10 protein-coding genes are annotated in these 12,349 nt (G+C 66.5%); 4 read left to right on the forward strand and 6 right to left on the reverse strand.

What is annotated here, in order from left to right; all coding sequences use genetic code 11:
* Positions 1–19 precede the first annotated feature (19 nt).
* Positions 20–1,723: a peptide chain release factor 3 gene (locus tag L1080_RS02730; RefSeq protein WP_250771673.1), complete on the reverse strand. Its 1,704-nt coding sequence runs from the start codon at positions 1,721–1,723 to the stop codon at positions 20–22.
* A gap of 219 nt (positions 1,724–1,942) precedes the next feature.
* Between L1080_RS02730 and L1080_RS02735 the strand changes: the two genes are divergently transcribed.
* Positions 1,943–3,577: a fatty acyl-AMP ligase gene (locus tag L1080_RS02735; protein ID WP_250771670.1), complete on the forward strand. Its 1,635-nt coding sequence runs from the start codon at positions 1,943–1,945 to the stop codon at positions 3,575–3,577.
* Between the two features lie 69 nt (positions 3,578–3,646).
* On the opposite strand, the gene pth is transcribed toward L1080_RS02735, so the two are convergent.
* Positions 3,647–4,219: an aminoacyl-tRNA hydrolase gene (gene pth / locus L1080_RS02740; protein ID WP_250771667.1), complete on the reverse strand. Its 573-nt coding sequence runs from the start codon at positions 4,217–4,219 to the stop codon at positions 3,647–3,649.
* A gap of 105 nt (positions 4,220–4,324) precedes the next feature.
* The gene (locus L1080_RS02745; RefSeq protein WP_109332428.1) at positions 4,325–4,939 is read right to left on the reverse strand and encodes a 50S ribosomal protein L25/general stress protein Ctc; all 615 of its coding nucleotides are present in this window, start codon (positions 4,937–4,939) and stop codon (positions 4,325–4,327) included.
* A 289-nt stretch (positions 4,940–5,228) separates the two neighbouring features.
* Here L1080_RS02745 and L1080_RS02750 point away from each other — a divergent pair, with 289 nt between their 5' ends.
* Positions 5,229–6,455, forward strand: a complete 1,227-nt coding sequence (locus L1080_RS02750; protein ID WP_159925093.1) for a GAF domain-containing protein — start codon at positions 5,229–5,231, stop codon at positions 6,453–6,455.
* Here the strand turns inward: L1080_RS02750 and L1080_RS02755 are convergent.
* From L1080_RS02755 to L1080_RS02765, 3 genes are all read right to left on the reverse strand, one after another.
* The gene (locus L1080_RS02755) at positions 6,452–7,924 is read right to left on the reverse strand and encodes an FAD-dependent oxidoreductase (RefSeq protein WP_250771664.1); all 1,473 of its coding nucleotides are present in this window, start codon (positions 7,922–7,924) and stop codon (positions 6,452–6,454) included. The two genes, L1080_RS02750 and L1080_RS02755, sit on opposite strands and share 4 nt — an antisense overlap.
* A 116-nt stretch (positions 7,925–8,040) precedes the next feature.
* Complete coding sequence (locus L1080_RS02760; protein WP_250771661.1) at positions 8,041–8,445, reverse strand: PPOX class F420-dependent oxidoreductase; 405 nt, start codon at positions 8,443–8,445, stop codon at positions 8,041–8,043.
* Between the two features lie 60 nt (positions 8,446–8,505).
* Complete coding sequence (locus tag L1080_RS02765; RefSeq protein WP_250771658.1) at positions 8,506–9,681, reverse strand: aminotransferase class V-fold PLP-dependent enzyme; 1,176 nt, start codon at positions 9,679–9,681, stop codon at positions 8,506–8,508.
* 145 nt (positions 9,682–9,826) lie between these two features.
* Here L1080_RS02765 and egtA point away from each other — a divergent pair, with 145 nt between their 5' ends.
* Both egtA and egtB read left to right on the forward strand, forming a co-directional pair.
* Positions 9,827–11,044 carry an ergothioneine biosynthesis glutamate--cysteine ligase EgtA gene (egtA, locus tag L1080_RS02770; protein WP_250771654.1) on the forward strand — a complete coding sequence of 406 codons (1,218 nt, stop codon included), beginning with the start codon at positions 9,827–9,829 and terminating at the stop codon, positions 11,042–11,044.
* A complete protein-coding gene (egtB, locus tag L1080_RS02775) occupies positions 11,044–12,348 on the forward strand; it encodes an ergothioneine biosynthesis protein EgtB (RefSeq protein ID WP_250771650.1) in 1,305 nt (434 codons plus the stop codon). Before egtA ends, egtB begins: the two co-directional genes overlap by 1 nt.
* The last annotated feature ends 1 nt before the right edge of the window (position 12,349 follow it).

Consider the following 12,349-nt stretch of genomic DNA (forward strand, 5'->3'; position numbering starts at 1 on the left):
ATCCGGCGGGCGGCCGACTTCAGTCGGCGGCGGCCACCAGCGGCTCGAGCGTGAGGTCGGGCAACTCCTTCTGGATGTACTGCAGTCGCCACTTGTCACTCACGAGCGCCAGTAGAACGCCGTCGGATCGGGTGAACACCTCGACGCCGCGCTGACGGTTCAGCTCGTCGACGGACTGCGGATCGGTCCGTCGGGCCAACGCGTAGGCAAGCGGTTCCATCCTGGCCTCGACGTTGAACTCGGCCTTCATCCGGGCCGCAACCACCTCGAACTGCATGGGACCGACCGCCGCCATGACGGGTGACGCGTCGCCGCGAAGGTCGTTGCGCAGAATTTGCACGACACCTTCGGAGTCGAGCTGATCCACCGCGCGGCGGAACTGCTTGTACTTGCCAGCGCTCTCGGCCCGCAGGATGGAGAAGTGCTCGGGAGCGAACGACGGGATCGGCGGGAACTCCACCTTCTTCTCGAAATAGAGAGTGTGCCCGGGGGCGAGGGCCGTGGCGTTGACCAGTCCCACCACGTCGCCCGGGTAGGCGGATTCGACGGTGGACCGTTCACGACCGAACACCGTCTGCGCGTACTTGGTGGTGAAGGGCTTACCCGTCTGGGCGTGGGTGACCACCATGCCGCGCTCGAAGACGCCGGAGACGATCCGCATGAACGCGAGGCGGTCGCGGTGGGCTGTATCCATCCCGGCCTGCACCTTGAACACGACGGCACTGAACGGGTCCGTGACCTCGCGGGGAGTGCCGGTGATGTCCTCACGGGCGCGGGGCGGCGGCGCCAGCTCCACCAGAGTGTCGAGGATCTGCCGCACGCCGAAGTTGAGCATCGCCGACGCGAAGATCACCGGTGAGGTCTGACCGCCGAGGAACAATTCCTGATCGTGGTCCTGGCCGGTGGCCGAGAGCAGCTCGCTCTCCTCCGCGGCGGTGACCCACTCGCTGCCCTCCTTCGCGAGAGCGGCGTCCGCGTCCATCACCTCTTCCGGGGCGATCTTCGCGCCGCCCGCGGTCCGGGTGAACCGGATGTACTCGCGGGGGGCGCCGTCCTCGCCGCGGCGTAACAGTCCTCGGAAGTCGCCCGCGATGCCCACGGGCCAGTACAGGGGAGTCGGGGTGAGGCCGATCCGCTCATGGATCTCGTCGAGCAGTTCCAGCGGCGTCTGACCCGGGCGGTCCCACTTGTTGATGACCGTGATCACGGGGATCCCACGGTGACGACATACCTGGAACAGCTTGAGCGTCTGCGGTTCGAGACCCTTCGCTGCGTCGATGAGCATGACGGCGGCGTCGACAGCGGTCAGGACTCGGTAGGTGTCCTCCGAGAAGTCCGAGTGACCGGGAGTGTCGACCAGGTTGATGACGTTGTCCGTGAGGTCGTCCGGCGAAGCCTCGGTGGAACGGTAGTTGAACTGGAGAGCCGTAGAGCTGACCGAGATACCGCGGGCCTTCTCCATCTCCATCCAGTCGGACACCGTCGACTTGCGCCCCGCCTTACCGTGCACGGCGCCCGCCTCGGAGATCACCTTCGCATGCAAGGCGAGAGCTTCGGTCAACGTCGACTTACCGGCATCGGGGTGGGAGATCACAGCGAAGGTCCGGCGACGCTGAGCCTCCGCGCGGACGCCCTTGTCGAGCTTGTCCTGCGACGAGGCAGTGGTGGCGACAGACTCCGCCTCGGCTGGGATGATGTCGGCCGAGTCGGACGGGGTAGTCAACGAAGAACCTCTCGGGGGACTGGATGCGGAAAAGCCAGGTGGCCGCATACCAGGTTACCCGGGGGCCGAGAAGGGATTTACAGCACATCCGGCGAGAGGTAACACTGACCTGACGTAACACTCAGCTCGGATTCGGATATTTAATCAGCGTGAGCCGTCGGGGCGCTCCGGAGTTACGTCTACTGCGTTCGGACACCCGTATCTGCACGAGGAGAAATCTTGAGCAAGTTCACCGACGAGATGTATGCCACCGCTGTCACCAGCAACCGCGGGTTGGTCACCGGTGAGCCGGATGCGCCGTTGCGACAGCCATGGGGCGAAATTCATCGGGTGGCGCGGCGGATGGCGGGTGCGCTCGCGGCGGCGGGTATCGGCCACGGCGACGCCATCGGCATCCTGGCCGGTCAGCCCGTCGACATCGCGCCGTCCTGTCAGGGAATCTGGATGCGTGGTGCGTCCGTCACGATGCTGCATCAGCCCACCCCGCGCACCGATCTGGCGGTGTGGGCCCAAGACACCGAAACCGTGATCAGGATGATCGATGCGAAGGCAGTGATCCTCGGTGCGCCATTCGACGCGGCCAAGCCGCTACTCGAGGAACGTGGCATCACAGTGGTGACGGTGGCCGAACTGAACGAAGGTCCGGAGGTCGAACCGGTCGAGACCTTCGAGGACGACATTGCCTTGCAGCAGCTCACCTCCGGCTCCACCGGGTCGCCGAAAGCCGTGCAGATCACCCACGAGAACTTCTACACCAACGCCTACGCGATGATCGATCGCATCAAGTTCTCCCTCGACGACGACGTGATGGTCAGCTGGTTGCCGCTGTTCCACGACATGGGGATGGTGGGCTTCCTCAGTGTGCCCATGCAGGTCGGTGCCGAGGTCGTCAGCATCACCCCGATGGACTTCCTTCGCACCCCGCTGTTGTGGGCGCAGCTGATGGGCAAGTACAAGGGCACGGTCACGGCGGCGCCCAACTTCGCGTACTCGCTGCTGGCCCGTCGGCTGCGGCAAGCCGAGGACGGTGTGGTCGATCTGTCCAGCGTGCGGTACATGTGGAACGGGGCCGAACCGGTCGACCCCGACACGATGACGGCGCTCGCCGAGGCCGGCGCCCGGTTCGGACTGAATCCGTCCGCACTCGCCCCCGTCTACGGGATGGCGGAAACCACCCTCGCGGTGTCGATTCCCGACCCGGATCAGGGTCAGGTACTCGACTTCGTCGACCCGGACATTCTCGAGGCGATGTCCCGGGCTGTTCCGTCGAGCAAGCCGAATGCGCGTCCCCTCGCCACCCTCGGGAAGATGGTTCCGAACCTCGAAGGCCGGGTCGTCGACGGCGACGGGGAACTGCTCCCCACCCGTGGAGTCGGGATCATCGAGGTGCGCGGCAAGGCTGTGACCCCCGGATACGTCACTCTCGAGGGCCACAAGCCGGCGCAGGATCCGGACGGCTGGCTCAACACCGGTGATATCGGCTACTTCACCGAGGAGGGTCTCGTCGTGGTGTGCGGTCGCATCAAGGACGTGATCATCATGGGTGGCCGCAACATTTATCCCACCGACATCGAGCGGGCAGCCGGCACCGTGTCCGGTGTCCGCCCGGGCAACGCGGTCGCGGTGCGACTCGACGCCGGCCAGAAGCGGGAAAGCTTCGCGGTCGCGGTCGAAACCAACAACTATCAGGACCCGGAGGAGGTCAAGCGGATCGAACACGAGGTCGTGCACGCAGTGGTCTCCGAGGTGGGGGTGCGTCCGCGTACCGTCGCGGTCCTCGGACCCGGCAGCATTCCCAAGACGTCGTCCGGCAAGTTGCGCCGGACCACCTCGGCGTCGCTGGTCCGCGACTGAGGCGCCTTCGGCGCCCGTGCGCCTTTCTGGTAGCTGGAACAACCAAAAAGGCGCACGGGCGCGGAGCGCCTAGTGCAGGCGATTCTGCGCAGCCTCGAGGCCGACCTTCAGCAGGAGTTCGACGGCGTCCGCCGCTTCCTCGCAGAGGATGTCGAGTTCCTTGCGTTCCACCGAGGAGAAGGGCTTGAGCACATACGACGCGGGGTCCATCCGTCCAGGCGGTCGTCCGATCCCGATGCGGGCGCGGAGGTAATCCTTGGTGCCCAGTGAACTGGAGATGGACCGCAAACCGTTGTGGCCGCCTTCGCCGCCGCCCTGCTTGAAACGGACGGTTCCGAAGTCGAGGTCGAGCTCGTCGTGGATCACCACGATGTTGTCGGGGTCGACGGAGAAGAATCGCGCCAACCCGGCTACGGCGCCTCCCGACAGGTTCATGTACGAGCGCGGTTTCGCCAGGATCGTCGGGCGCCCTTCGAGCCGCCCTTGAATGATGTCGGCGCCACTTTTCTTGTGTGCGCTGAACTTTGCTCCCATGCGACCGGCCAGCACACCGGCCACCATGAAGCCGATGTTGTGCCGGGTCTTCTCGTACTGCGGTCCCGGATTTCCCAGGCCGACCACCAGAGCCGTGTCTTCACTCACCGGCAGGTCCTTCCCTATGGCAGGTTCTCGTCACACGAGAGCGGCGCGTCACCCCGGAATTGTCCGGGACGACGCGCCGCCGAGTTCAGTGCGGTTGCGAGAGGATCAGCTCTCGGCGCCCTCTTCGGCAGGGGTGCCGGCTGCTTCGCCGGTCTCTTCCTCGAGGTCGGCTGCGGTGGGGGCAGGGACGACGTTGACGATGAGCAGCTCGGGGTCGGCCTGCAGGGTCGAACCCTTGGGCAGCTCGAGCTGGTTGGCCAGGATCTGCGTGCCGGCCTCGAGGCCCTCGACCGAAACCTCGATCTGCTCGGGGATGTGCAGCGCGTCGGCCTCCAGAGCGATGGTGGCGGCGTCCTGGGCGACCAGGGTGCCGGACGCTGCCTCACCGGTGACGACGACGGGGACCTCGACCGTGACCTTCTCGCCCTTCTTGATGACGAGGAGGTCGGCGTGCTCGATGTAGTTGCGGATCGGGTGGATCACGACCGACTTGGTGAGGGCGACCTGGGGGGTGCCGTCGATGTCGAGGTTCAGGATGGCGTTGGTGCCGTGCGCACGCAGGATCGCGGCGAAGTCGCGCGACGGCAGGTTCAGGTGGCGGGGATCCTCACCGTGGCCGTACAGAACAGCGGGAACCTGACCATCGCGGCGGGCGCGGCGGGCGGCGCCCTTGCCGAACTCGGTGCGTACGGCGGCTACGAGGGTGTTTTCGTCAGACATGGTGAAACGGCTCCTACAACTCACGGTGGTTACTGGCTGGCGTCTTGTCGCCGGTGAGGGACGAACGGGCGCACGGGCCAGGAGCGAAACGCTCGAGCTGAGCCGTAGCCGCGTCGATCACGGTAATCCAGCGTATCGAACAAGCCGGTTCACCCTCGCCGAGACAACTTACGGAACTCTACCGGATGGCTGCCGGGCCTGCTAATCGGGTCGTCGTTTCGATGACGCCCTCACCATGTCGGGCCCAGTCCTGCCACCGGCCCACTAACGGACTAGTGGTGTGGCTCACATGGCCGGGGGTAGCCTCGGCGGTGTGAGCACAGAACCCCGGAGCGCCGACCGGTTGACCGCGGTGGCCAGCGGCGTGGATCTGTCACGGCATGCCCGATTGCTGAGCAGGGTGCACGACGCGGTGCTGTCCGGGCAACAGCCGCCGGTGATGCCGCGGGACGTGGTGGCACGTTCGTGGTCGCGACTGCAGGCAGGTGGGGTGACCCCCGATCATTGTGCCGACGTGGAACCGGCCGACTTCGCGGAGATCGAGGAGCGCCGGACGCGCACCGCGCTGAGGTCCGTTCTACCCGAGCTGCGTAACACGCTGACGCAGGTGGCCGACGACGCCAACTTCATCGTGGTCATCGCCGATGCCGACGGCGTGCTGCTGTGGCGCGAGGGGTCACGCGGAGTGCGCAAAGCCGCTGATGCGCTCGGGTTCACGGAGGGCGCGCGCTGGGCGGAGCAGGCGGTGGGCACCAACGCGATCGGTACGGCTCTCGTCGAAGATGCTGCGGTACAACTCTTTTCGGCGGAGCACTATGCGCCGTCGCATCACGGGTGGTCGTGCACGGGATCGCCGGTCCACGATCCGCGCACGGGGGACATTCTCGGCGTGGTGGATATCAGCGGTTCAGCAATGTCGGTTCATCCGACCACGGTCGCGCTCGTGCGCACCGCGGTTCGCCTCGCCGAGGCCACCCTGTGGCGCGAGCACACCGCGCAACTCGAGAAGTTACGCGGACGGGCCGCCCCGTTGCTGGCTTCGGCGGGTGGTCCGGCTCTGGTCGTCGATCAGCACGGCTGGGTGGCGGGCGCGACCGGGATCGCTGCACCCGAGCGGCTGGCTACGCCGAGTCAGGGCAAACCGCTCCTCGTCCCCGGGCTCGGGATTTGCGTGCCCGAACCGCTGGGCGACGGGTGGCTGGTGCGTCGCCGGGTCGACGGCGCGGGACTGCAGGTGGAACTCGACCTCGGCGCGTCACCGCGGGTGACGGTGTGCGGAGACGCGAACTGGACGCAGGCCCTCTCGCCGCGGCATGCGCAGATACTCCGGGTGTTGGCGGTGGCGGGGACGGGGGGTGTCGATGCTGCTTCCCTCAGCGAGGCACTGTTCGGCGATCGAGAGCACGTGGTGGCCGTCCGCGCCGAAGTCTCGCGTCTGCGCAAGACTCTCGGCGCGGTGCTGAGCACGCAGCCCTACCGTTTCGCGGACGGCGTGAGCGTGCGGGTGCTCGACTAGCTCTGCTTCGCGGCGGCCACGCCCGCCCGGCGACCGTAGAAGCTGCCGTCGCCGAGCGACGTTCCGCTGGCGTATCCGCCCGCGCACACACCCGACGTGCAGCGGCCCGCTGCGAAGAGTCCGGGAATGGGCTCCCCGGAGACGTGTAGTACCTCGGAGTCGAGGGTGGTCCGTAGCCCGCCCAGAGTGAAGCCCAGCGTGAACCCGCGCAGGTCGAGTGCGGCGACGGGGGAGCCGATCGGCTTCACCCATTCGGACTTCTTGTGCAGCAGGGGATCGATGCCGTCGGCGGCGTGCTTGTTGTAGACCTCGACGGTCGATCGGAGTGCACCCTCGGGCAGCCCCATGTCCGACTCGAGTTCCTCGACGGTCTCGGCGACCCACTTGGGTTGTACGCGCAGGAAGGGGGTGGCGGTGGTGGCGGCAACACCTTCGTCGTAGGCCGCTTCGTCGATGACGAGGAACGCCTGATTGTCCTGGTGGAACAACGTCATCTGACCGATGCGCCCCGAATAGGTGTCTTCCGGGACGTACCGCTGTCCGCGACCGTTCACCAGAATGCCACGCACTATCAACTGGGGATCGCACACGAACGCCACTTCGGTGGCATCCATGTGGGCCAGGTCGGCGCCGAGAGCCTGGGCCATCAGGATCGACCGGCCGTCGTGTTCCTCGATGGCGGCACCAGGCCGGCCGATGAGGCGGGGAGCGTAGGCCTGAATCATCTTGTCGTTGTACGCGAAGCTCCCGGTGGCGAGGACCACGCCGCGTCGGGCCCGGACGGCGACCTCTTTGCCGTACTGCTTGGCGATGATCCCGACGACCCGACCGGTGTCGTCCGTGATCAGAGTCTGCACGCGCATGTCGTATTCGGCTCGCACACCCAGCTTTTCGGCGGCCTCCACCAGTGGCTTCATCAGCATGTAGCCACCACCCTTCTCGCCGGTGCGCTTGCCGTCCATCTGCGGAACGTGTCCGCGGGGTGCAGGTGTGGCGATTTCGTTGAACGGTGCCGCGTTCTCACCACCCGAGTACATGAGGCCGTCGTCGAACGGCGGTTCCCAGCCCGGCTCTCCCCAGAAGCTCGCCTTGAACGGCACGCCGCACTCGACGAGCCAGTTGTAGTGCTCGACGCTGCCGTCGCAGTAGTCGGCGATCTTCTCCTCGTCGGCGCCGGGGCCGAGGGCTGCCATCATGAACTTCTTCATGTTCTCGGGCGAGTCCTCGAAGCCACAGGCTTTCTGAAGGGGTGTACCGCCGCCGAGGTAGATGAAGCCCCCCGCCAGTGAGGCTGCGCCACCCCAGCCGCTGGTGCGCTCGAGGACCAGTACCTCGGCGCCGGCCCGTGCCGCCTCGATCGACGCGGACGCACCAGCGATCCCGTACCCCGCGACGACGACGTCGGCCTCGTAGTCCCACGTGGCGATCTCGGAAACGGGTCGCGGGCGGATCGGAGTCGGTTCGGCCATGGGTGGTCCTCTCTGGCGCTCGGATGTGACGATGCACGGCTATCCGAACTGTAACCTGTTATAGCCGGGAGTCGACCTGCCGTCTCGCTGAGTGGGAGGCGATTTTCACGCTGTGCCTATAACTCCAGATCACGCACATCGGTCAGCTCGTAATGAAGCGTTTCCGTCCGCATCAGCCGGTGGGCGAGGTGGACGAAAACTCGTTGCAGAACCGGGTACCGCTTGTCGATGAGCACGCCGGCAGCGCGGGACTCCTCGCCGCTGAGCAGACGAGCCGTTGCCTGGGCCGGCGGCCCGGTCGGTTTGCCTGCCCAGGTACAGGGGCGGATCCGGACTTCGGGGAAGTTGCGGAGCCGTTTGTTCTTCGACGCCTTGCCCGGAGTGCGGAAAACGGCACCTTCGCCGTCCACCACCAGATTGACCGGAGTGTCTACCCAGGTCCCATCCCGCTTGCGGGTCTGCAGTTGCACGACCTTCTCTGCGGCGAAGCGGGGCAACGCCGTCGATGCCGGATTCGTCATTTTTCTCGCGTCCTGGCTTGTCGGTGCTCCCAGATTACGTCGCAGCCCCAGCCGGAACCACTACTTCGCCAGCGCTGCCACTTCCGCGAGTGCCCGATCGAGATCGTCCGGGGAACAGAAATAGTGTGGGGAGGCGCGCACGACGGCGTCCAGATCGCGGGCGCTCATGTCGAGCAAGGTCGATCCGCGCAGGCTGGCGGTGACGGTTACCTGACGGGTCGCCAATTGCGCACGCACATCCCGCGGATCGAGACCGTCGACGGTGAACGACACGATCCCGCAGCGGCGGGTCCCGAGGTCGCGCACCGTGACGCCGTCGATGTCGGACAGCCCCGAACGCAGGTACTCGGCGCCGTCGGACACGGCCGCCTCGACCTGGTCGACACCGAGGTCGAGAAGATAGTCCACTGCCGCGCCCAGGCCCAGCCGGGCCGCGACGTCGCATTCCCAGAACTCGAACCGGCTCGCGTCCGCGGCCATCCGGTAGTCCTCGGCCCCGGTCCATTCGGCACTGTGCAGGTCGAGTGCCGCCGGCTCGAGGGTCGTGGTCAGTTCATCGGCGATGTAGAGGAACCCGGTGCCTCGAGGGCCGCGCAACCACTTGCGGCCGGTCGCGGACAACGCGTCGACGCCGAGCTCGGCCACGTCCAATGCGATCTGTCCGACGGACTGGCACGCGTCGAGAAGCACGAGAGCTCCCTGGGCGTGTGCCAAGTCGACCACCTCGCGGACCGGGTTGACCAACCCGCCGTTGGTGGGCACGTGCACCAAGGACACGAGACGGACCCGGTCGTCGAGGAGCTTTCCGAGGGCGACGAGGTCGATCTGGCCGGACGGGTCACTCGGAATCACGTCGACGGTCGCGCCCGTGGACCGTGCCCGTTGAAGAACGGCGATCGCGTTGCTGGCGTACTCGACTTCGGAGAGAAGGACCCGGTCACCCGGCTTCAACGGGACCGCCTGGAAGAAGTCGTTCCATGCGGTGGTGGCGCTGTCGACGAGTGCGATGGTATCTGCGCTCGCGCCGATCAACCGGCCGATGGAGGTCTTCAGTGAGGCGAGGTCACCAGCGCGTTCCGCGGCCGCGACGTATCCGCCGACGTCGGCCTCGCGGCGCAGATGAGCGAAGACCGCGTCGAGTACCGAGGTGGGTGGAAGCGAAGACCCGGCGCTGTCCAGAAACACCTTGTCGAGGCAGCCGGGGGTGTCCCTTCGCGCGCGCTCGAGGTCGAGCATGTCGGATACCTCCTGTTCAATGCGAATGGTGTCGAACGTACCGCGGCGGACTGACGAAAAGTATTGCCGTTCGCACGTGCATAGGTGGGCCCGGCGCTCTATCGTCGATAACGACGTTCAGGCGGCGCCCGAAAGGGAGGGTGGAATGGGTACTGCGATCCAGTCCGTCGAGGGAGTCGGTGTCACGTCGCGACCTGCCGCGGAGGCCTACATAGGCGGCGTCTGCTTCAAATTGGGTCCCCCGCAGCTGATCGGCGCGGAGTTGGAGTGGCTCACCGCGCAGGTGCCCGAATACGTGCGTCCCGATCTGGCAGCTCTTGCGGACGCCCTCGGGCCGCACACTCCACGAACCATCGACCCTTCGTCACCAGCCGAGCCCCTCCCCGGCGGCAGCGCCGTCACTGTCGAACCGGGCGGACAGATCGAACTGTCCAGCGCTCCCTGCCGCTCCGCTCGCGAACTGTGTGACTACCTTTCCGCGGACTACGCCGTTCTCACCGATCTGCTCTCTACCCGGGCAATTCTCATGTCCTCCGAGGCGGCGGACACGCGCCGTCCTGCCCACCGGCTCCTTCAATCGCCGCGTTACTGCGCGATGGAGTCGCGCTTCCGGGAGATCGGCCCTTACGGGAAACTCATGATGTGCAATACCGCGGCCACGCAGGTCAGCGTCGACGCAGGCGCGGACCCAGCGGCCGTGGAGCAGCGTTGGCAGCTGCTGCACGCAATCGGGCCTGCACTGATCGCGGCCTTCGCGTGCTCGCCTCGGTTGTACGGGGTGCCGGACGGGCAGTGGGCGTCACAGCGGATGCGAACGTGGCTCGAACTCGATTCGCCTCGAACCGCCGGAACGCGGAACAGCGGCGACTACGCTCGCTGGGTACTGGATGTACCACTGCTGTGCGTCCGGGGCGACGGCACCGACTGGACTGCGCCGCCGGAGGCGACATTCGGCGACTGGGTGGACGGGGCACTGGACGACGTGATCGGACGCTCCCCGACTTCCGCGGATCTCGACTACCACCTCACGACCTTGTTCCCTCCCGTCCGGGCCGCCGGTTACCTCGAGGTGCGCTACCTCGACGCGCAGCCAGGGAATTTGTGGCGGGTGCCGGTGGCGGCAATCGACGCGTTGCTCTCGGGTCCGGGTGTCATGGCCGAGGCGCTTGCCGCCGCTCTTCCGACGTCGGAGCGTTGGCACGATGCCGCCGAGTTCGGCCTGGCCGACCTCGAATTGCGCGCAGCGGCAACGGCTCTGTTGTCGCTGGCGGCGTCGTATTCGCCGGACCCGGAGTTCGTCCGACTTCTCGATGCCGCCGCCGAACGATGTTGCCGGGGCCACGCTCCGGGCGAGGAGAGCTGATGGGAACCCGCGAGAAGGTTGAGGCCGTACTCACCCGTGCACGCCGGCGAACCGCCGGACTGACGGACTGCCTGGACGACTCCGACCTCGTCGCGCAGCATTCACCGCTGATGAGCCCACTGGTCTGGGACCTCGCCCACATCGGTAATCAAGAGGAATTGTGGCTCGTGCGCGATGTCGGAGGCCGTGAACCGGTCCGTAGTGACATCGACGAGTTGTACGACGCGTTCAAGCATTCTCGGCGTTCCCGTCCGTCGTTGCCACTGCTGAATCCGGCCGAAGCGCGGCACTACGTCCGTACAGTCCGGGACAAGGCGTGGGACGTCCTCGACAACAGCACCTTTCGCGGCAGGCCGCTCGAGGAACACGGATTCGCCTTCGGCATGATCGCCCAGCACGAGCAGCAGCACGCCGAGACGATGCTCGCGACCCATCAACTGCGTTCCGGAGCGCCGGTTCTGAGTGCGGACGCCGCGCCGCGTGTCGGGGTGCCGGTGACCGAGAAGGAAATCATCATCCCGGCTGGAACATTCACGATGGGCGCGTCGGACGACCCCTGGGCGTTGGACAACGAGCGCCCGGCACACTCGGTGTACGTGCCGGCCTTCGAAATCGACGCCGTTCCCGTCACCAACGGTCGTTACCTCGAGTTCATGGATGACGGCGGATATCGTCGCCCCGAACTGTGGAGTGAGCGGGGGTGGGCGCACCGCTGTGAGGCGGCACTCGAAGCGCCGCAGTTCTGGGAGAGCGACGGGCGGGGCGCTTGGTGGCGCCGGGTGTTCGGGGTGCCCGCACCACTTCACCCGCAGGAACCGGTGGTACATGTCTGCTTCTTCGAGGCCGAGGCGTTCGCACGGTGGGACGGCAAGCGACTGCCCACCGAGGCCGAGTGGGAAAAAGCTGCTCGATGGGATCCCACCACGGGACGCTCCCGCCGGTTTCCGTGGGGTGACAGCGATCCGGACGACTCGTCGGCCAATCTCGGACAGCGGTTCCTCGGACCGGCTGTGGTGGGAGCGTACCCGTCGGGGGCCTCGCCCCTCGGTGTCCACCAACTGGTCGGTGACGTTTGGGAATGGACGTCCTCACCCTTCGAGCCGTATCCCGGATTCACGGCGTTTCCGTACCGCGAATACTCGGAGGTGTTCTACGGCGGGGATTACCGGGTATTGCGAGGTGGTTCGTTCGGTACCGATCCTGTGGCATGCCGCGGCACGTTCCGGAACTGGGACCACCCGATCCGACGGCAGATCTTCTCGGGTTTCCGGTGTGCACGCGATATTTCGGGGGACGAACGCTGAT

Source organism: Rhodococcus sp. MSC1_016 (assembly GCF_023667485.2).
GTDB classification, from domain to species: Bacteria; Actinomycetota; Actinomycetes; order Mycobacteriales; family Mycobacteriaceae; genus Rhodococcus_F; species Rhodococcus_F oxybenzonivorans.

Excerpts from the sequence above, each read along its gene's own strand:
- egtB (WP_250771650.1), top strand. The coding sequence starts at position 11,044 with ATGGGAACCCGCGAGAAGGTTGAGGCCGTACTCACCCGTGCACGCCGG.
- L1080_RS02760 (WP_250771661.1), bottom strand. The coding sequence starts at position 8,445 with ATGACGAATCCGGCATCGACGGCGTTGCCCCGCTTCGCCGCAGAGAAG.
- L1080_RS02765 (WP_250771658.1), bottom strand. The coding sequence starts at position 9,681 with ATGCTCGACCTCGAGCGCGCGCGAAGGGACACCCCCGGCTGCCTCGAC.
- L1080_RS02750 (WP_159925093.1), top strand. The coding sequence starts at position 5,229 with ATGGCCGGGGGTAGCCTCGGCGGTGTGAGCACAGAACCCCGGAGCGCC.
- L1080_RS02745 (WP_109332428.1), bottom strand. The coding sequence starts at position 4,939 with ATGTCTGACGAAAACACCCTCGTAGCCGCCGTACGCACCGAGTTCGGC.
- egtA (WP_250771654.1), top strand. The coding sequence starts at position 9,827 with ATGGGTACTGCGATCCAGTCCGTCGAGGGAGTCGGTGTCACGTCGCGA.
- L1080_RS02755 (WP_250771664.1), bottom strand. The coding sequence starts at position 7,924 with ATGGCCGAACCGACTCCGATCCGCCCGCGACCCGTTTCCGAGATCGCC.